Consider the following 19,986-nt stretch of genomic DNA (forward strand, 5'->3'; position numbering starts at 1 on the left):
TTCCACCCGGCCGGACTCAAGCGTCTTCCAGCACGACGAGAACGGTGTCGGCTTCCACGAAATCGCCCGCCCCCGCGCGCACCTCGGCCACCACGCCGTCGCGCGGCGCCTTGAGCGCCAGTTCCATCTTCATCGCTTCGAGCACGAGGACTTCCTGGCCGGCCTGCACGCTGTCCCCCTGTTTCGTTCTGACCACCACGACCCGGCCGGGCATCGGTGCCCGGATACGGTGCTCCGCTTCCTGACCGGACATCCCGGCGTGGCGATAAGCCGCGACCGGTTGCAGCCGCAACCGCCGATCCCCGTCGTGTACGAGCAGCGCAGCCGCGTCGCGATCCACGCGCAGGCGATGCGCTACCCCATCAAAACGCGCTTCCAGCCAGCCATCGGCCAATCGCGCGCCTTGCACGGCACGGGCGCCGGTGGGCGCATCGACCGCATACGTACCATCGGCACCATGTGCGGTCAGCGCGATCTCGCTGCCGCGATACAGGAATGCGAGCGAACGCTTGCCCGCGTGGCCCAGCCGCCAGCCGTCCGCGAACGCCCAGGGTGAGGTGGGATCGCCGGAGAGCTGCGCGCGCGCCTGCTGCTCACCTTCCTCATGCAGCAGCTGCGCGGTGGCGGCGCCGAGCAGGAGGGTGCCGCTGGCCGTCGCATCGCCGTCGGCGATGAATTCGTCCAGATGGCGGTCGAGATAGCCGGTATCGATCCGGCCTTCGACGATCGCGGGATGGCGCACGAGCCGTTCGAGGAATTCGATGTTCGACTTCGGCCCTTCGATCCTGCACTGCGCCAGCGCATCGCGCAGGCGCGCGAGTGCGGCTGTGCGGTCGTGGTCGTGCACGATCAGTTTGGCGATCATCGGGTCGTAGAAGATCGTGACCGTGTCGCCCTGGACCACGCCCGAGTCGATGCGCACGGCGCCCCCGGGCCCTGTCGAAGGGTGCGCATCGGCCAGCGGCAGCCGCAGCGTGTCCAGCCTGCCCGAAGCGGGCAGGAAGCCGGCGTCCGGATCCTCGGCGTACAGGCGCACCTCGATCGCATGCCCATCCTGGCGGATCTCGTCCTGCGCCAGGGGCAGGGCCTCGCCTGCAGCGATGCGCAGCTGCCATTCCACCAGGTCCAGCCCGCTGACCATCTCGGTCACCGGATGTTCCACCTGGAGCCGGGTATTGATCTCCATGAAGAAGAATTCCGGCTGGGAGCCGGCGCCGCCCGGCGCGACGATGAACTCGACCGTGCCGGCATTGGCATAGTCGATCGCGCGGGCCACGCGCACCGCGGCCGCGCCCATCTGCGCGCGCAGCTCCGGGGTGAGCAGCGGGGAGGGCGACTCCTCGAACACCTTCTGGTAGCGCCGCTGCGCCGAACACTCGCGCTCGTTGAGGTGGATCGTATGGCCGTGCGTGTCGGCGAACACCTGGATCTCGATGTGGCGCGGCGATTCGATGTAACGCTCCAGCAGGACCCGGTCGCGGCCGAATGCGTTGGCCGCCTCGCGCTGGCAGCTCTCCAGGTTCGGCAGGAATTCCTCGGCGCTGTGCACGATGCGCATGCCCTTGCCGCCGCCGCCGTACGCGGCCTTGATCATCAGCGGATAGCCGATGCGATCGGCTTCGAGCTGCAGCCGCTCCGGCGCCTGGTCCTCGCCGGTGTAGCCGGGCACCACCGGCACGCCGGCTGCCTGCATCAGCTCCTTGGCCCCGGCCTTGCTGCCCATCTTGCGCATCGATGCGCCTGGCGGGCCGATGAAAGCGATGCCTGCTGCGGCCACCGCATCGGCGAAGTCCGCATTTTCGCTGAGGAAGCCGTAGCCCGGATGGATGGCCTGCGCTCCGGTCCGCTTCGCGACCTCGATGATCGCATCGCCGCGCAGGTAGCTGTCCTGCGGGCGCGGCCCGCCTATCGGATGCGCTTCATCCGCCTGGCGCACGTGCTGCGCATCGGCATCGGCCTCCGAATAGACGGCCACCGTGTGGATGCCCAGGCGGCGCGCAGTGCGGATCACGCGGCAGGCGATCTCGCCGCGGTTGGCGATCAGGATCTTGTCGAACACGTATCCGGCCTTCGGCTTTGGACGATCGACTTGAGGCGCTTACACCGGCGCATGGCAGACCGCCTCGATGTTATGGCCATCGGGATCCAGCACGAATGCGCCGTAATAATTCGGGTGATAGTGCGCGCGCAGTCCCGGTGCGCCGTTGTCGCGGGCGCCGGCGGCGATGGCGGCCTTGTGAAAGGCGTCCACGGTGGCGCGATCGGGTACGGCGAACGCAACGTGACTATGGCCGACCGTGGCCTCGGCGCCGATCCAGAAGAACGGCTTGCGGTCGGTGCCGAAGCCGCAGGCGCCCGCGCCGGAGTCGGCCTGCTCGGGCACCGGCTCCATGATCAGGGCGATGCCGAGCGGCGCCAGTGCAGCGGTATAAAAGCGCTTGCTGCGTGCATAGTCGCTGACGGAGATACCGACGTGGTCGAGCATGGGGTCTCCTAATCGGTCCAGGAGGGTTTGCGTTTGTCGAGGAACGCCCCGATACCTTCCTGGCCTTCGGGCGAGACCCGCAGACGCGCGATCAGCGCGGCGTTGTCGGCATCGTGCCGCTTGCCGTCGGCGTGCGCCGCCACTTCGCGCACCAGCTGCTTGGCTTTGGCGCTGGCGATGGGCCCGGCCCGCAGCAGCAGATCGAGCTGGCGCTGCACGGCGGCGTCGAGCTGGTCGGCCCCGACCACCTGGTGCAACAGTCCGATGCGCAGCGCTTCGGCGGCGTCGAAGATCTCGCCGGTGGCGAAGTAACGGCGGGCGTTGCGAGCGCCGATCGCGCCGATGACATACGGCGAGATCACCGCCGGCAACAGGCCGAGTCTGGATTCGGTCAGGCCGAACTGCACCTCGGGCACACCGATGGCAATGTCGCAGCAGGCCACCAGCCCCAGCCCCCCGCCGAAGGCGGCTCCATGCACGCGGGCGATGGTGGGTCTGGGCAATTCGTCCAGCGTGCGCATCAGCCGGGCGAGGGCGAGCGCGTCCGCGCGATTCTCGGCCTCGCTGGCGGCGGCCATGCCGCGCATCCAGTTCAGGTCGGCGCCGGCCGAGAACGAGGCGCCGGAGCCCTCCAGGACGACGGCGCGCACCTCGCAATCGGTCCCGATGGCTTCCAGCGCGGCGGTGAGCTCGCCGATCAGCGCCGCGTCGAAGGCGTTGTGCAGTGCGGGTCGGTGCAGACGGATGCGGGCGACCCCGGACGCGCGTTCCTGTTGCAGGGTCTGGCTCATCGGCGGGCGGGTCCGTCGCGGGGAATGCGCATCATAGCGGGCGGCAAACGCGGGTTCGGCGGGCCGCGCAGCGGTTTCGGGTCTATAATGAGAACTGTTCCCATTTGAGAACAGTTCGTGACATTGGACGAACTGCCGCGCCGCATGATCGCCATCGTCGACCGGGTTGAAGACGTCGCTCCTAACGACGCGATTGCGCGCCGTTTGCGCGAGCTCGGCTTCGTTGCGGGCGAGCCGGTCGAAGTGATGGCGACCGGACCGTTCGGTGCCGACCCGCTGCTGGTCCAGATCGGCTTCACGCGCTTTGCCCTGCGTCGCAGCGAAGCCGCGCGCATACATCTCAGGGACGGCGGAGCAGCCGCATGAGCGACGTGGCCGCGCTGCGCCTGGCTCTCATCGGCAACCCGAACAGCGGCAAGACCGCGCTGTTCAACCTGCTCACCGGCAGCCGCCAGAAAGTCGCCAACTACACCGGCGTGACGGTGGAGCGCAAGGAAGGGCGCCTGCACGCGCCATCCGGGCGCGAGTACGCGGTGCTCGACCTGCCCGGCGCCTACAGCCTGCATCCGGCGAGTCTGGACGAGGCGATCGCGCGAGATGTCTGCCGAGGCTTCTATCCGGGCGAACCCACGCCGGACCTGCTGGTGTGCGTGGTCGATGCGACCAACCTGCGTCTGCATCTGCGCTTCGTGCTGGAGTTGCGCGAGCTGGGCAAGCCCATGATCGTGGCGCTCAACCAGGTCGATGCGGCACAGCGTCGCGGCATCCGCATCGACGTCGATGCGCTGCAGCGCGAACTCGGCTTGCCGGTGGTGGAGACCGTGGCCATCCGCCATGGCGGCGCGCGTGCGCTGGTCGAGCGGATCGACGCCATGGGCATGCGCCTGGACTCCCCCAAGCCGCGGCTCGCGCCCGGCCAGGATGCGCATGCCGAGGTCCGGCGGCTGCTGGCCCAGGCCGTGGCGATGCCGGCCCGCACCTCGCGCATCGACGATGCGCTCGATCGCTGGCTGCTGCATCCGGTTGCAGGCCTGCTGGCGCTGGCGGTCGTGATGTTCCTGATCTTCCAGGCGGTCTACGCCTGGGCCACGCCGATGATGGACGGGATCGAAGCCGCCACCGCGTGGCTGGGCGGTGTCGTCGGCGATGCCATGCCCGACGGGCCGCTGCGCAGCCTGCTAGTCGACGGCATCATCGCCGGCCTGGGCGGCGTGATCGTGTTCCTTCCCCAGATCCTGGTGCTGTTCGCCTTCATCCTGGCGCTCGAGGAATCCGGTTACCTGCCGCGCGCCGCCTTCCTGCTGGATCGCATGATGTCGGTGGCGGGGCTGTCGGGACGTTCGTTCATTCCGCTGTTGTCGAGCTTCGCCTGCGCGATCCCTGGAATCATGGCCACGCGCTCGATCCAGGATCCGCGCGATCGCCTGGCGACGATCCTGGTGGCGCCGCTGATGACATGTTCGGCGCGTCTGCCGGTGTACGCGCTGCTGATCGGCGCGTTCATCCCGCCGCAGAAGGTTGGCTTCCTGAACCTGCAGGGACTGGTGCTATTCGCGCTGTACATGGCCGGCATCCTCAGCGCGCTGCTGGTGTCGTGGGTGATGAAGAAATGGCGCCGCGACAAGGGCGAGCACCTGCTGCTGCTCGAATTGCCCTCGTACAAGCTGCCGCATCCGCGCGATCTGCTGATCGGCCTGTACGAGCGCGCGATGATCTTTCTCAAGCGGGTGGGCGGGATCATCCTGGCGCTGACCATCCTGCTTTGGTTCCTGCTGTCGTTTCCCGGCCCGCCGGATGGCGCGGTCGGCCCGGCGATCGACTACAGCTTCGCCGGTCGCATCGGCCATGCGATGACCGCGGTGTTCGCGCCGCTGGGCTTCAACTGGCAGATCTGCATCGCCCTGATCCCCGGCATGGCCGCGCGCGAAGTCGCGGTCTCGTCGCTGGCTTCGGTCTACGCCCTGTCCGCAGCCAATGACGATGCCGCCGCACAGGCGCTTTCGCCGATCATCAGCGACGGCTGGTCGCTGGCCACCGCGCTGTCGCTGCTGGTCTGGTTCATCTATGCGCCGCAGTGCATCTCGACGCTGGCGACGATTCGCCGCGAGACCAATTCCTGGAAACAGGTCGGGATCGCGACGGGCTACCTGTTCGCGCTGGCCTATCTCGCGTCGCTGCTCACCTATCAGGTGGCCGTCGCGATGGGGGCAGGGTGATGTCCTCGCTTGCCTTGCAGTATGTCGTCATCGCTCTGGCCGTGATCGGCAGCGCGGTGGTGGTGGTGCGAAAGCAGTTTCCGGGTACGGTCCGGCGCCTGCGCACGGCCTCGGCGCTGTGGCTGCTGCGCGAGCAGCGGGCGCCGGCGCTGCGCCGCCTCGGGCGCAGGCTTGCGCCCGAGGCGTCCGCCACTGCTGCGGGGTGTGGTGGTTGCAGCGGCTGCGACGATTAGGGCGCTCTGAACAACGTCGTCCTTCCCGTGTAGAGCCTGCGCTTGCGAAGGCGGGGGGATCTATGGATGTTGCCGCTGGTTGCGTAGTGGCGGGGGCGTCTTTAGGAGCAGAGCTTTCGCCTTTCGGCGAGTTACTTTTCTTTGCTGGTGCAAAGAAAAGTAACCAAAAGAAAGCACCTACTCGTGAGGTCAAAACCGCTCATGGGATGTGCGGTGTTGCCGCCATTTTCGGACTCGCCATCCATGGCTCGGTCCGAAAACGGCCGGCATCCATGCCGGCCGCCCTCCGGGTGTTCGGATGCAGGTCGCATGCGCAGCGTCGAGTAGATCAAAGGCCAAAGATCCAGGCAGTCCGGTGCGGGCGCGGGGTGGCGCCGATGGCCCATGCCTTTGACTTTCCTGGTCCCGCAGTAGCTGTCAGCACCTGGAAACCCCGAAGGGGGGCGGCGGCCATGGATGGCCGCCGTTTTCGGACCGAGGCAGGAGGCCGAGTCCGAAAATTGCTTCGCCACCCAGACGCCTTGAGCGATCTGTCGAGGAAGGTGCTTTCTTTGCCTACTTTCTTTGCACCGGCAAAGAAAGTAGGTCGCCGCAAGGCGAAAGCTCTATTAGCCCTAATGCTGTGAAAGCTCTAAGGATTCCCAGATCGGGCGCTGTATCGAGCACGACGAATCGTCAGTGCTTCTTCGCCCGCATCCCGACAGGTTCGCTGGTTTCCACCGTCAGGCTGAAGGTCCGCTCCTCGCCCGGCCGCAGCGCGCCCACGCCAACGAGCTGGCGGGCGACTTCCTCTCCGCGCTCGTTGCGGATCGTGAGCAGCATCGAATACTCGGTGGTGGCTCCGTCGCTCGGCTGACGGATCGCACCTTCGACTTTCAGTGATGTGCTGGTCGGTCGCACCCCGAGGCTTTGCGCGGCCGAGTCGAAGCGCAGGTGCCCGCGGCAGGCCGGGCACACCGCGGAACTTTCCAGGATGGTGGCCTTGCAGTGCGGACAGGCGCGCGTGGCGCCTGCCGTACCCGGGCGCGCGCCGATCACGCCGCCTCGCTATCCGTGCGGCTGCTCGACTTGACCGAGGTCTTGGAGGAGTCGCTCCAGGTGCCGCATTCGACGCGGCCGCGGATGCGCGAGCCGGCGGCCACGGTCAGGGTTTCGGCCTTGATGTCGCCGTTGATCGCGCCGGACTCGACCAGCTCCACGCGCGAGGCGGATTCGATGTTGCCCTCGAGCTCGCCGGCCACGTTGACCCGGTTGGCGCGCACGCCACCGTTGAGCTTGGCGCCCTGCTCGATGGTCAGGTCGCCCTGCACGTTGACGTCGCCCTTGAAGCGGCCGGCGATGCGGACGTGTCCGGAACCTTCGATCTTGCCTTCGATGGTCAGGTCGGCGGCGATCAGCGACTCCTTGGCGGCCGAGGCGGACGCGCGCGGCGCGACCATGGGCTGGGCGGGCGCGAAGTCGGTGTTGGCCTGGACTTCCTTGACCGGCGCGGCGGGGGTGGGTTCGGGAGCGAACGAAGGGGCAGGCTTGGTGGCGGTCTGCTGGTTGTTGAAGATGGCCATGCGGAACGTTCCTCGGGAGACAGGGCGACAGGGGAGGCCGAGCCTATCACGCGGCGTACACATCCTGACCGTGACCGGCCTCACCGATCGCATACAAAGGTCGCTGCAAGTCCTTGTCGCTGCTGGGAAGGCGCGCGACGGCGCGGCCCTACATCCTGAATACGCCGAATCGCGCAGGCTCGATCGGCGCGTTGAGAGCGGCCGAGAGCGCCAGCCCCAGCACCCGCCGCGTGTCGGCCGGGTCGATGATGCCGTCGTCCCAGAGCCGGGCGGTGGCGTAGTAAGGATTTCCCTGGGTTTCGTACTGGGACTGGATCGGCGCCTTGAACGCTTCCTCTTCCGCGGCCGTCCAGCTGCCGCCCTTGGCCTCGATACCGTCGCGCCGGACGGTCGCCAGTACCGCCGCAGCCTGCTCGCCGCCCATCACGCTGATGCGCGCATTCGGCCACATCCACAGGAAGCGTGCGCCATAGGCGCGACCGCACATGGCGTAATTGCCCGCGCCGAAACTGCCGCCGATCACGACCGTGAACTTGGGTACCGACGAACACGCCACCGCGGTCACCATCTTCGCCCCGTCCTTGGCGATGCCCGCGTTCTCGTATTTCTTCCCGACCATGAAGCCGGTGATGTTCTGCAGGAAGACCAGCGGGATGCCGCGCTGGTTGCACAGCTCGATGAAGTGCGCGCCCTTGAGCGCGCACTCGGAAAACAGGATGCCGTTGTTGGCCACGATGCCGACCGGGTAGCCATGCAGATGGGCGAATCCGGTCACCAGGGTCTTGCCGTAGCGGGCCTTGAACTCATCGAACTCGCTGCCGTCGACGATCCGGGCGATCACCTCGCGGATATCGAACGGGCGGCGCGTGTCTTTCGGCACGATGCCGTACAACTCCTGCGCCGGGTACAGCGGCTCGCGCGAGGCGCGCGTGGCGAGGGGCAGCTGCTTGCGGCGGTTCAGATGTCCGACTATGTCACGCGCGATCTGCAGCGCGTGACGATCGTCCTCGGCGAAATGATCGGCCACGCCCGACACGCTGGTGTGCACGTCGGCGCCGCCCAGCGATTCGGCATCGACCACCTCGCCCGTTGCGGCTTTCACCAGCGGCGGGCCACCGAGGAAGATCGTGCCCTGTTCCCTGACGATGATCGATTCGTCGCACATGGCCGGCACGTACGCACCGCCCGCGGTACAGCTGCCCATCACCACAGCGATCTGGGGGATGTTGTCCGCCGACAGCCGCGCCTGGTTGTAGAAGATCCGGCCGAAATGCTCCTTGTCGGGGAAGACCTCGTCCTGCAGCGGCAGGAAGGCGCCGCCCGAATCCACCAGGTAGACGCAGGGCAGGCAGTTCTCGCGCGCGACTTCCTGCGCACGCAGGTGCTTCTTGACCGTCATCGGGAAATACGTGCCGCCCTTGACGGTGGCATCGTTGGCCACGACCACCACTTCCTGGCCCATTACCCGGCCGATGCCGGTGACGATGCCGGCCGCCGGCGCGGCGCCGTCGTACATGTCCTCGGCCGCCAGTGCGCTCAGCTCCAGGAAGGGAGAGCCCGGATCGAGCAGGGCGGCGATCCGGTCGCGCGCGAGCAGTTTGCCGCGTTCGGTATGCCGTTCCCGGGCCGCCCTCCCGCCACCATCAGCCGCCTTCGCAAGGCGGGCATCGAGCTCGTCGACCAACGCCCGATGGAACGTGGCGTTGTCCTGGAACTCGGGCGAGCGCGGGTCGAGCTGGGTGACGAGTGCGGGCATGGGCGGGCCCAGTCGGAAAGTGGCGGAAGCATAACCCGGCGCGTTTTCCCCGCCTGTCGGTCTCCGCAACGCGCGTTGCGCAAAAAAAAGGGCCCGCCGAAGCGGGCCCTTCAACTGACTGCGCAGGGCGCGGATCAGTCCTGCTTCTCTTCCTCTGCAGTCGTCTCGGCTTCGGCCTGCTCTTGCTTCATGCTGTCGGCCACGTCCTGGGCGGCATCGCCCACGGCGCCGGCGGCATCGGCCTTGCCTTCTTCGTACGCTTCCTGCACCGGATCGGCAGCGGCGTCGACGGTGGCGGCGGCAGCGCCTGCGGCAGCCGCGGTGGCGGCACCGGCGGCTTCGGCGCCGGCGGCAGCGGCATCACCCGCTGCGGTGGCTGCTTCGGCGGCCTGGTCGCCGGCGGCTTCGGCCGAAGCGGCGGCCTCGTCGGCCTTCTGGTCGGCGGTGGGGGAATTGCACGCGGCGAGCGCGAACAGACTGGCGGCGGCGAGTGCGGTGAGCTTGAATTTCATGGTGGTCTCCTGTCGGCAGTTGAGGCTGGTAACGCCGGATCGCTGCCGGCGTGCGGAATATTCCCATGGGCGCGTAAGACGCCGTGAAGACGCGGCGAGGTCAGACAGCATCCGCCGAATTCCTTCGCGCTTTCCATAAAAAAACCGCCGGCGATGCCGGCGGTTTTTCCTGTTGCTTGCACAACTCGGGCAGATTAGTTGCCGTCGTTGTTGGTCGGAGCGTCGGAAGAAGCAGCGGCTTCTTCGGCGGCGTCCTGAGCCTGCTCGGCCGAGTCGGCAGCCTGTTCGGCAGCGTCGGCGGCGTCGTCGGCATCGCCCATGGTGCCGGCAGCGGAAGCGGCGTCAGCCGAGGTGGCAGCAGCGTCGGCAGCCGTGGCAGCAGCGTCGGCCGAAGCCTGGGCGGCATCGGTCGCCATCGCGTCGCCAGTGGTGGCGGCGTTGTCAGCGGCCTGCTGGGCTTCGCCAGCGGCTTCGGCAGCTTCAGCGGCCGAATCCTCGGCCTGCTGCTGGTTGGTGCACGCGGCCAGGGCGAAGCCCAGAGCCAGGGCGAGCAGAGCCTTGTTGATGGTCATGATCAGTCTTCCTCGTCAATTTGAAGTTTGGCAACGCGCAGGAGCGCGCCGTTAACATGATGACAAGCCGATGGCAGGTGTCAAGCGGCTGGCCGGTAAATTTTCGTTATCCCGTTCTTAACTTTCGGCCCGGTTCAAAGGACCTTCACGCCAGCTCCACAGCCACTGCGGTCGCTTCGCCACCACCGATGCACAGCGAGGCCACGCCGCGTTTGCCGCCGCGTGCCTTGAGCGCATGCAGCAATGTCACCAGCAGCCGTGCACCGCTGGCTCCGATCGGGTGCCCCAGAGCCAGTGCGCCGCCGTGGACATTGAGCTTGTCGTGGGGGATGCCGAGGTCCTTCATGGGTGCCATCGCGACCACCGCAAACGCCTCGTTGACCTCGAACAGATCGACGTCCTCGACCTTCCAGCCCGCTTTCGCGAGCACGTTTGAAATCGCTTTCACCGGCGCAGTGGTGAACCATTCGGGCGCTTGCGCGTGCCCGGCATGGGCGACGATGCGCGCCAGCGGCGTGAGCCCGCGTCGCCGCGCTTCGTCCGCGGACATGAGCACGGTGGCGGCCGCGCCGTCGGAGATCTTGGACGAGGACGCGGCGGTCAGGCGCCCTTCCTTGCCGAAGGCCGCGCGTAGGGTGGGGATCTTGTCCAGCTGGATCTTGCCCGGTTCTTCGTCGACCTCGACGACCACCTCGCCCTTGCGGCCCTTCACCGTGACCGCGACGATTTCGTCCTTGAAGCTGCCATCGGCGATGGCTGCCTGGGCGCGCTTCGCGCTTTCGGACGAATAGGCATCCAGGGCTTCCCGGCTCAGATCGTACTTCTCGCTTGCGGCATCGCCGAACACGCCCATGGCCTTGCCGTCGTAGGGATTGGTCAGGCCGTCCCAGGCCATGTGGTCGAGGAATTCAGCGGTGCCGTAACGGATGCCGGTGCGCGAGCCGTTGAGCAGATGCGGCGCATTGGTCATCGACTCCATGCCGCCGGCGACGACCACGCTGGCCGAGCCGGCCTTGATCAGGTCGTGGCCGAACATGATGGCCTTCATCCCCGAGCCGCAGACCTTGTTGATGGTGGTGCAGCCGGCAGCATCGGGAATGCCGGCGGCGCGCGAAGCCTGGCGTGCGGGCGCCTGGCCCAGGCCCGCCGGGAGCACGCAGCCCATGATCACCTCGTCGACCTGGTCCGGCGCCAGGCCGGCGTGCTCCAGCGCGCCGACGATGGCCGCCGCGCCGAGCGTCGGCGTGGGCACGCCGGTGAACTGGCCAAGCATGGAACCGATGGCGGTGCGCTTGGCACCGACGATGACGACGTCGGACATGAAACGACTCCTGTGGGGGACGCGGCCGGACCGCAGGCCGGGGATTATCCCGCGAAACACCCCTGGGGTGGCGTGATCCGGCGTTAGTCGTCCCCTCGGCGCATCCCGCATGCATGCAGTTGTGCAGAAGCGGCGCTACAGCAGACGCCGCGTGATCGCCTTGAGCACCGCATGCGTACGGTCGCGACAGTCGAGCTTGACCAGCAGGTCGGAGATGTAGTTCTTCACCGTGCCCTCGGACAGATGCAGGCTGCGCCCGATTTCCTTGTTGGAATAGCCCCCGGCGACCAGGCGCAGGATGCTGACTTCGCGCGCGCTCAGCCGCGCCCCTTCGGGCACCGGTCCACGCTCGCCCCAGGCGGCGCGCACGGGCCCCATGCTGACCGGCTGCAGCAGGGTGTGGCCGTCGGCGACGCGCAGGATCGCTTCGCGCAGATCCTCGGGCGATGCATCCTTGAGCAGGAAGCCCTGCGCACCGGCTTCCACCGCCGCCAGCATCAAGGCACTGTCGTCGAAGGTGGTCAGCAGGATCACCGGAGTCGCGTCGCCACGTTCGCGCAGCGCCCGCACCAGGGCGATGCCGTCGATGCCTGGCATGCGGATATCGCTCAGGATCACGTCCACCGGACGCTTCTCCAGCGCCACGAGCAGCGCGGCGCCGTCGCCCGCTTCGAGCACGATCTCGATGCCGAGATCGCCGAGCAGCGCCGACAGGCCCTTCAGGACCAGGGCCTGGTCGTCGGCGATCGCGACCCGTACCGGCGCCATCCGTTCCGGCGCGGGCATGTCAGGCGCCCGCCGGAAGGCTGGCGATCAGTTCCACGCCACGCCTCGGGGCAGGCAGTACCTGCAGTGTTCCGCCAAGCGCGGCCAGCCGCTCGCGCATGCCGGTCAGGCCATTGCCGAAGGCGAGCCTGGGCGCGGCGGCGCCATCGTCGCGCACGCGCAATTCGAGTGTCGCGTCGCGACGGCCACACCACACCACGATCTCGCCGGGATGGCCATGGCGCAGCGCATTGGTGATGCCTTCCTGCGCGCAGCGCAGCAGCGTTTCGGCGGCCTGTACCGTGTGTGTACGGGCATCGTCTGTGACCTCGATGCGGAAGCGCGGGCCATGCACCTGTCTGGCCAGGGATTCGATGGCGGCGCGCAAGTCGACACCGTCATGTTTGCGCAGCTCGCCGACCACGGCCCGGATGTCATCGAGCAGGTCATGCGCAAGCGCAGTCGACGTGCCGAGCTCCTCGCGGCCGGCGAGCGCCGGGTCGCGTGCCAGCCGCGCGAGGTTGAGCTTGAGTGCGGTCAGCTTGTGGCCGGCGACGTCGTGCAGCTCGCGCGACAGCTTCAGGCGCTCTTCGCCGCGCGCGCTTTCCTCCAGCAGCGACTGGGTCGCCAGCAGTTCGGCGTTGACCCGCGCCAACTCGTCGCGGGTGTCGCCGACCGCAGTGGCGTAGTACGCCGTCAGCGCAGCGAAGGCCTGGAAGCCGATGATCGGAAACAGCTCCACCAGCAAACGGTCCCAGTCCATCCCGAACGCCTGCCGCCAGATCAACGCGAGCCCGAGGTTGAAGGCCGCCTGCCCCCAGATCGCCACGCGCCAGTTGAGGATCGCGAACAGCTGCACCGCCACCAGGATCAGCAGCACCGCACCGCTGCCGCCGCCCAGCAGCCAGATCGCCAGCAACGCGAGCACCGCCTGCGGCAGCACCACAGCCATCCACCAGCGCTCGTGCCGGGAGTGGTCGCGCCCCAGGAAGACGCGGGCCACGAACAGGGCGAGGAAACCCAGCAGGCAGGCGGCGCCCAGCCACTCGACCGGATCGGCCGCGGACAGGCGCGCGAAATCGAGCATGCCGAAACTCACCGGCAGCCAGGTCACGTAGGCCGCGACGTTCAGCGGCGAAAGCGGCCCGCCGTCCCACAACAGCCGCGAGCCGGTCGCGGCCGGCGAATCGTCGCGATCCGTATGCGCGTCGGTCCCCATGGGCCGAGTATAGGTCGCGTCGTCGATCGTCATGCGGCTGATCAACCGCTGCCTGCGAACCAGCCGTGGAAACCGAGCGGCACCGTATATGGAAGCCAGGCCTGGGCCAATGGGCCGTCCGCGACGCGCTCGGCATCGAGCACGGCGATGCCGCTGCGGCCACGACCGTGATCGAGCAGGGTGCCGACCAGCCAGCCCTGTCCGGGCTTGTGGCTGCCGGGTTTCGGCACGAACACGTGTTCTTCGGCCATGACGTCGCTGCCGTAACGATGCATGTCGCGGTGTCCAGTGTCGGGGTCGATCGCCGCGATCGCGTTGAAGTACGGCGCACTGGCCGCGCCGGCGTTGGTCGGCGCGTACAGCCGCGTCGGTCGTCCGTCCGGTGCGCGCGGATCGAAGACGGGAAACTCGAGTTCGCGCATGCCGCTCGACTCCCAGCGCGCACGGCCGCTCGCCAGATCGATCCGCAGCGCGACCAGCTCGGTATCGGCCAGTCCCGCATCCGGCTCGCCGCGCATTGCGCCGGCCATCGGCGAGCGCATCTCCTCGATATCGTTGTGCCGCACCGCCTGCACGATCAGCTCGCGCCCGCGCTCGTGCGCCTGGCCGAAGTGGTACACCGCGCCGAAGGGAATGTCGAACCAGCGCGGCGCGTCGAGTGCGTCCTTCGCCACCACTGCGACCCGGCAAGGCTGTTCCGGCGTGTAGCGCAGGCGTTCGAAGTACGCGCCGCCCTCGCCGGGCACGCGATAGGGGATGAGCATGAACACCAGATAGCGGTCGCTCATCGCGAAGCCGTGGATATAGCCAGGCGCATCGCTCGGCAACATCGCGGTGCGGATCAGCCTGCCATCGGAGCCGATGTGCCAGACCAGTACGCCGGAGCCACCGAACTGGGCGATGTTGCCGAAGTTCCACAGCGAGCCATCGCGATCGACCAGCGGGTGCGCGGAGAACGGGGCCGCCACCAGATCCTCGCGCCAGGTCACCGGTCCGAGCGTGCGCAGGCTCTCCGGTTCAAGCTCAGTGGCCGAGCCGCCTTCCCACAGCGCGTACAGGCGGCCGTCGAAGCGGATCACCGCGGTGTTCGCGGTGTTCACGTCGTCGTTGTTGCGCACCGGCACCGGGTTGGGAACGGTGGTCCCGGCGGCCGGCACCAGGAACCGGGCTTCATGCTGCTCGCGCACGAACTTGGGCGTCGCGACCATGCGCGCGCGATGTTCGATGGAGCCGCCGCCGATGCGCCATGCGTGAATCATTCCGTCGCCGTCGAACCAGTGTTTGTAGCGAAAGCCATCGCGATCGAACCAGGCCGGCCCGTTGCGGTACAGCGCGCCGGCGAGTTCTTTCGGCAGGCGTCCTTCCACGGCGGCGACGGTGGGTCCGAGCGACTCCGTGCCCACGGTCTTCCAGCCTGCGAGCCAGGGGCGTTGCGCCAACCCATCGGCAAAACGGGCGGCGTCTGAGGCGTAGGCGACTTCGGCGCGCAGCAGGCCGGGCGCGAATGCCAGCGCGGCGGTGCTGCCGAGGAAACTGCGGAGAAAGCGGCGGCGGTCCATGGTGTTACCTCGAAGCATGCGGACGGTGGGAGCTGCCCTGGAATGCGGGCGGTGGGGCTTGAGCGCAGATGCCTCAGCGCAGCCGCACAGTGATCGCGCTGCCTGCGGTCTCGAGTTCGAAGCGCGCTTCCTCGAAGGTCGGCTTGCGCATCACGGCCGGGTTGTTGCTGAACCCATAGCCCTCGATCGGCATGCCCATGAAGTTGCTGTCGAGCTTGCCGTTGTCGTTCTGGTCGTGCATCACCATCACCGCGTAGCGGCCTGGTGGCAGGTTGGGGAAATGGAACGTCTCCTCCGCGCCTTGGGCCTTGCGGACGGTGCCGGCCACGGGTTTTCCGCCGTCGCTCCAGCCGGCCGCGGAGTCGATCACGGCGATCCTGAGCGAGCCCTGCTGCGCGCGCACATCGGTCACCTTGATCTCGAGATCCGCGGCGCGTGCGGGCAGGGCGGCGAGACCACCGCAGATGAGACAGGCGATGGCGAAGGAATAGGGTTTCGAAACGGTCATGGCGGCACTCCTGCGATGGGTGCGGCCAGTGTGTGCAGGCGGCACGAGTACGGTGAGATGCCGACTGTCATGACTTCGAGGTGCCGAAAGTCACCTGGTGTGGCGCGGCAAGCCTTGGACGGCTTCGTCGCCGGGATTCCGCAAGGACGGTTCCGGAAACAAAAAAGGGCCCGGATCGCTCCGGGCCCTCAAGGACTCACGTTGTTGCTGTTGGATTTACTGGTACGTACCGGTCAGCGTTGCGCCCGTGTAGGCGGTGAAGCCTGCGATCCGCACGTAGTAGGTGCCTGGCTTGGCCACCAGCACGCAGGTCTCGTTGTTGGAGCTGGACTCCGAGCCGCAGTCGATCGACGCGGTCGGCGCCTCACCCCACTTCACGTACAGGTCCGCGTCGCCGGTACCGCCGGCCATGACGAAGCTGACCTGGGTCGCACCGGCCGGAACCACCAGGCTGTAGTACGTCTGGCTGCCCACGGCACCGGCCACGGCCACCGGCACGCCATTGGCGAGCGGGATGGTCGACGCCGGCGGCGGCGGCGGAACCCGCAGCGCGACCGGCATGTGCAGCGCCGGCAGGCTGGCGTTGCCGTTCGACGACGTCCCGCTGGGCGCGATCTCGATCGAACCGAAGCGGAAGCTGCCGTCGGCGGGCGCGCCGGTGTTGTCGATCGTGAACACCACCTGGCGCGACTCACCCGGCTTCAGCGTGAGACTGGCCGGCAGGATCGTACCCGCGAAGCCCCGCAGGCTCAGCCGCCATTGGTGCTTGGACGACAAGGTGCTGCGGAACGTGCGCGTGAAAGTGCACACGCCGGTGCAGTTGGCCTTCTGGATCGCGGCCAGGTTCAGGGTCGAGGCCTCACCGCCCAGGGCCGGATTGGCGGCGTCGAAGCGGGCCTTGGTCTCGTTAAGCACCAGTCCCGAGCGTGCAGCCAGATCGGCCTGCAGACGTCCGGCGCCGGTGGCATGCGCATCGGCCGGGGTGACCTGGTCTTCCAGCCGCACGGTGCGCACCGCAGTCATGGTCAGGGCCGACTTGATTTCCGGCACCGTCCAGGACGGATGCAGCTGGCGCATCAGCGCTGCCGCGCCCGCGGTATGCGGCGAAGCCATCGAGGTCCCGCTGATCATCACCACCAGGTTCTCGAAGCCGGTGAGCGTGGTGCCGGCATACGCCGCCAGCACGTCGACACCAGGCGCGGCGAGGTCCGGCTTGAGCACATCGTAACCGCCCGGACCGCGCGAACTGAACGAAGCCAGAGAGTCGATGACGTTCGGCGAGACATTGATACCCGCGGTGGCCGAACCGCCGTTGGCGGCGGCGAAGTCGCGAATCGCATTGCCGATGGCCTGGGTCGTACCGAACGCCGGAATGGTGGTCCCGGGAACGCTGGGCGTAATACCGCCCGCCGCGTTGTTCGCGATGATCACGACCAGCGCGCCCGCGGCGGCCGCGTTGTTGGTCTTGATCGAGAACGAACAGGTGCCGCGGCGGATCAGGGCGATCGCACCCTGGAACTGGTTCGGGGCAAACGCCACGCAGCCGTCGTCAGCGCTGTTGATGCCTGGGCTAACCACCAGCGGAGTGGTTCCCGGCAGTGGGGCATTCAGGCCAACGCCGCCCGAGCCGGCGCTCAGCAGAACGCGCTGGAGGTCGGCAGGCGCAGTGCCCGGCCCAGTGACGGTCAGCACCGAGGTGAACCCGCCAAGACGATGGCGCGATGCGGCAGAGGACGTGGTCCACGGCTCCACGTGCCCAAGCGTCGCGGGGCCAGGCCCGGAGTTGCCGGCCGAGGCCGCAACGAACACGCCGGCGTCGGTGGCATTGAGGAACGCCAGCGAGACCGCGTCGTTCCACGGCGAAGCGCCGCCGCCGATGGAGAAGTTGATCACGTCGACGCCGTTGGCGACGGCCTGGTTGACCGCTGCGACCGAGGAAACGCTCGGGCACGAGCCCTGTCCGGTGGAAATGTTGGTATAGCAGATGTCGTACGCAATCAGGTTGGCACGCGGCGCAACGCCCGAGAAGGTCGTCGGAGTGCCGCCCACCACTTCTGTGCGCCCATTGCCGGCGGCGGTGGAAGCGGTGTGGCTGCCGTGGCCGTTGGTGTCGCCGAAGCCAGGTTCCTCGCGGTACAGGGCCGGGAACGCGCAAGCATCGGCCGGCGCGGTCGGCCCGCAGATGAAGTCGTAGCCGCCGATCAGCTTGTCGTTGCAGCGTCCTTCGTCGACGCCGCCCGGGGCGCAGGTGCCCAGGTACGTGCCGCTGCCATTGGGGTTGGTGTGCACGTAGCCGTCGAGCGGATCCACGGCGGCGAATGACGGACTGCCGAAGTTGATGCCGGTGTCCAGGATGCCGACCAGGATGCCCTCGCCGCGTGCGCGGTCGGGTCCGTCGCCGAGCGGCATGGACAGACCGTTCCAGATGGTGTGCGCGCCGATCAGGGCAGGTCCCAGGTCGGTGTCCAGCGCGTACTCGCGGTACGCCTCGACCATCCGCACTTCCGGCAGTCGCGTGATCGCCTCGGCTTCCAGCGGCGACAGCACGGTGACCACGCCATTGAGCGCGTGCTGCATGCGCAGGCTCACCTTCAGGCTGCGGCCCAGCGCGCTGCTCATGCGCGCCTCGTATCCGCGCTGGCGGTCGCCGAGATACTTCACATAGGCCTTGGCTTCCTTGCTGGCGACATCCAGCCGACCGCGACCGTTGCCCTTGCGCGCCGGTTTGGCGATACCGGCGACGCCGCCTTTGTACGTGGCCAGCGGCGCGTCCTTGAACACGACGATGTAGGTGCGGGGCCTGTCGTCGGACTGATTCAGTGCGGTGTCGGTCTTGCCGCCGCCTGCAGCGACGACTGCGTTGGTGCTGGCCGCGGCTTGGGTGCTGCTAGCGCTGGAAGAGAACAGGCCGCTGGAAATCGCGGCCCAGGCGGCCATGCTGGCCAGCCCTGCCACGAGCACGGCGGCGGCTCCGCGCCTCATGGATTGATGCGGTGTAGTGGACATCGGGGGTTTCCTCGACAGGATGGATGCCATCCGGCTCGCGGGGGAAAGCCGGGGATCGGTCGACACGGTGTGCGCAACGAACCCCTGGACGAACCGCCAGCCTCGTTGCGCCGCCGCACGATGCCACGAATTCGCGGCCGCAACCAGCTGCGTCGCAGCAGGTCGCGGCACAACGCTGAACGGGTCATGGACCGGCCACGTTGCGACATGGCAGCAACATGGCGCGGCTATTCAGACGGCGCGGCGCCTCTGATTCGCGGGCAAAAACTCAAGCTGCGGCCTAGGCCTTGCCGTCGAACAATTCCCGGCCGATTAGCATGCGCCGGATCTCGTTGGTGCCGGCGCCGATCGCGTACAGCTTGGCGTCGCGCAACAGGCGTCCGGTCGGGTACTCGTTGATGTAACCGTTTCCGCCGAGGGCTTGGATCGCTTCGAGCGCCACCTGCACCGCGGCGTCGGAAGCATGCAGCAGGCAGCTGGCCGCATCGATGCGCGAGCGGTGGCCGGCGTCGTAATCGCGCGCCACCTGGTAGGCGAAGGCGCGCGCCGACTGCAACGAGGTGTACATGTCGGCGATCTTGGCTTGCATGATGCCGAAGGTACCGATCGGCGCGTCGAACTGGCGACGTTCGCGCACGTAGGGCAGGGCGGCGTCGAGCGCGGCCTGCATCAGGCCGATCGGGCCACCGCTGATGACCAGGCGCTCGGTGTTGAGGCCGTTCATCAGCACCTTCACGCCCAGGTGCACCTCGCCCAGCACGTTCTCCGCCGGGATCTCGCAGTTCTCGAACACCAGCTCGCAGGTATTGCTGCCGCGCATGCCGAGCTTGTCCAGCTTCTGCGCGGTGGAATAGCCCTTCATCCCGCGCTCGACGATGAAGGCGGTCATGCATTTGCTGCCCGCGTCCTTGGCCGCGGTGCGCATGTAGACCACCAGCACGTCGGCCTCGGGGCCGTTGGTGATCCACATCTTGCTGCCGTTGGCGATCCAGACATCGCCCTGCAGCTCGGCGCGGCAGCTCATCGAGCCGACCACGTCCGAACCTGCACCCGGTTCGCTCATCGCCAGCGCGCCCTTCCATTCGCCGGTGCACAGCTTCGGCAGGTACTTGTGCCGCTGCGCTTCGCTGCCGTTGGCGTACAGGTTGGACACGCACAGGTTGGAATGCGCCACGTACGACAGGCCCACCGAACCGGAGGCGCGCGAGATTTCCTCCATCGCCACCAGGTGGGCGAGATAGCCCATGTCGCTGCCGCCGTACTCGCCCGGCACGGTGATGCCCAGCAGGCCCAGCTCGCCCAGCTTGGGCCACAGGTCCTGCGGGAAGGCGTTGTCCTCGTCGATCCTGGCCGCGCGCGGCGCGATCTCAGCCTCGGCGAAGCGGCGCACGGCCTCGCGCAGGGCGTCGATGTCTTCACCAAGAGGAAACGCGCGCATCAGTTCGATCCTTTTGCAGACTTGTGCTTTCGGAGAACCATAG

At 67.8% G+C, this 19,986-nt stretch carries 18 protein-coding genes; 3 read left to right on the forward strand and 15 right to left on the reverse strand.

What is annotated here, in order from left to right:
- Positions 1–16: 16 nt before the first annotated feature.
- From MC375_RS11315 to MC375_RS11325, 3 genes are read right to left on the reverse strand one after another with little or no spacing between them, the layout of a single operon-like run.
- Positions 17–2,059, reverse strand: coding sequence for a biotin carboxylase N-terminal domain-containing protein (locus MC375_RS11315; RefSeq protein ID WP_242103504.1), 2,043 nt, complete (start codon positions 2,057–2,059; stop codon positions 17–19).
- Positions 2,060–2,098: 39 nt separating this feature from the next.
- Positions 2,099–2,485 carry a VOC family protein gene (locus MC375_RS11320; protein WP_242103505.1) on the reverse strand — a complete coding sequence of 129 codons (387 nt, stop codon included), beginning with the start codon at positions 2,483–2,485 and terminating at the stop codon, positions 2,099–2,101.
- Between the two features lie 8 nt (positions 2,486–2,493).
- On the reverse strand, positions 2,494–3,276 hold the full coding sequence (locus tag MC375_RS11325; RefSeq protein WP_242103506.1) for an enoyl-CoA hydratase-related protein: 783 nt from the start codon (positions 3,274–3,276) through the stop codon (positions 2,494–2,496).
- Between the two features lie 117 nt (positions 3,277–3,393).
- Here MC375_RS11325 and MC375_RS11330 point away from each other — a divergent pair, with 117 nt between their 5' ends.
- From MC375_RS11330 to MC375_RS11340, 3 genes are read left to right on the forward strand one after another with little or no spacing between them, the layout of a single operon-like run.
- Positions 3,394–3,642: a FeoA domain-containing protein gene (locus tag MC375_RS11330; protein ID WP_242103507.1), complete on the forward strand. Its 249-nt coding sequence runs from the start codon at positions 3,394–3,396 to the stop codon at positions 3,640–3,642.
- Positions 3,639–5,492 carry a ferrous iron transporter B gene (locus MC375_RS11335; RefSeq protein ID WP_242103508.1) on the forward strand — a complete coding sequence of 618 codons (1,854 nt, stop codon included), beginning with the start codon at positions 3,639–3,641 and terminating at the stop codon, positions 5,490–5,492. The genes MC375_RS11330 and MC375_RS11335 overlap by 4 nt, the downstream gene beginning before the upstream one ends.
- Positions 5,489–5,725 carry a DUF6587 family protein gene (locus tag MC375_RS11340; RefSeq protein WP_242103509.1) on the forward strand — a complete coding sequence of 79 codons (237 nt, stop codon included), beginning with the start codon at positions 5,489–5,491 and terminating at the stop codon, positions 5,723–5,725. Before MC375_RS11335 ends, MC375_RS11340 begins: the two co-directional genes overlap by 4 nt.
- Positions 5,726–6,400: 675 nt before the next feature.
- Here MC375_RS11340 and MC375_RS11345 read toward each other — a convergent pair.
- The 12 genes from MC375_RS11345 to MC375_RS11405 all read right to left on the reverse strand — a co-directional run bounded on the left by MC375_RS11345 (position 6,401) and on the right by MC375_RS11405 (position 19,943).
- The gene (locus MC375_RS11345) at positions 6,401–6,763 is read right to left on the reverse strand and encodes a hypothetical protein (RefSeq protein ID WP_242103510.1); all 363 of its coding nucleotides are present in this window, start codon (positions 6,761–6,763) and stop codon (positions 6,401–6,403) included.
- Complete coding sequence (locus MC375_RS11350; RefSeq protein ID WP_345779284.1) at positions 6,760–7,350, reverse strand: polymer-forming cytoskeletal protein; 591 nt, start codon at positions 7,348–7,350, stop codon at positions 6,760–6,762. Before MC375_RS11350 ends, MC375_RS11345 begins: the two co-directional genes overlap by 4 nt.
- 85 nt (positions 7,351–7,435) lie before the next feature.
- A complete protein-coding gene (locus MC375_RS11355; RefSeq protein ID WP_242103511.1) occupies positions 7,436–9,043 on the reverse strand; it encodes a carboxyl transferase domain-containing protein in 1,608 nt (535 codons plus the stop codon).
- 134 nt (positions 9,044–9,177) lie between these two features.
- The gene (locus tag MC375_RS11360; protein ID WP_242103512.1) at positions 9,178–9,555 is read right to left on the reverse strand and encodes a hypothetical protein; all 378 of its coding nucleotides are present in this window, start codon (positions 9,553–9,555) and stop codon (positions 9,178–9,180) included.
- Between the two features lie 194 nt (positions 9,556–9,749).
- Positions 9,750–10,127: a hypothetical protein gene (locus MC375_RS11365; protein WP_242103513.1), complete on the reverse strand. Its 378-nt coding sequence runs from the start codon at positions 10,125–10,127 to the stop codon at positions 9,750–9,752.
- Between the two features lie 145 nt (positions 10,128–10,272).
- Positions 10,273–11,448, reverse strand: a complete 1,176-nt coding sequence (locus tag MC375_RS11370) for an acetyl-CoA C-acyltransferase (protein WP_242103514.1) — start codon at positions 11,446–11,448, stop codon at positions 10,273–10,275.
- 135 nt (positions 11,449–11,583) lie between these two features.
- Entirely contained in the window at positions 11,584–12,216 is a 633-nt protein-coding gene (locus MC375_RS11375; RefSeq protein ID WP_242103770.1) for a response regulator transcription factor, read from the reverse strand.
- A 19-nt stretch (positions 12,217–12,235) separates the two neighbouring features.
- Entirely contained in the window at positions 12,236–13,465 is a 1,230-nt protein-coding gene (locus MC375_RS11380) for a histidine kinase (RefSeq protein ID WP_242103515.1), read from the reverse strand.
- Between the two features lie 8 nt (positions 13,466–13,473).
- Positions 13,474–14,991 carry a carotenoid oxygenase family protein gene (locus MC375_RS11385; RefSeq protein ID WP_242103516.1) on the reverse strand — a complete coding sequence of 506 codons (1,518 nt, stop codon included), beginning with the start codon at positions 14,989–14,991 and terminating at the stop codon, positions 13,474–13,476.
- Between the two features lie 73 nt (positions 14,992–15,064).
- A complete protein-coding gene (locus tag MC375_RS11390; protein ID WP_242103517.1) occupies positions 15,065–15,499 on the reverse strand; it encodes a DUF2141 domain-containing protein in 435 nt (144 codons plus the stop codon).
- Between the two features lie 216 nt (positions 15,500–15,715).
- Positions 15,716–18,481 (reverse strand): S8 family serine peptidase, encoded by a 2,766-nt coding sequence (locus MC375_RS17725; RefSeq protein WP_277929449.1) that lies wholly within the window; start codon positions 18,479–18,481, stop codon positions 15,716–15,718.
- Between the two features lie 304 nt (positions 18,482–18,785).
- Complete coding sequence (locus tag MC375_RS11405; protein ID WP_242103518.1) at positions 18,786–19,943, reverse strand: isovaleryl-CoA dehydrogenase; 1,158 nt, start codon at positions 19,941–19,943, stop codon at positions 18,786–18,788.
- Between the last annotated feature and the right edge of the window lie 43 nt (positions 19,944–19,986).

The organism is Lysobacter sp. M2-1 (assembly GCF_022662495.1).
GTDB lineage: Bacteria > Pseudomonadota > Gammaproteobacteria > Xanthomonadales > Xanthomonadaceae > JAKPBU01.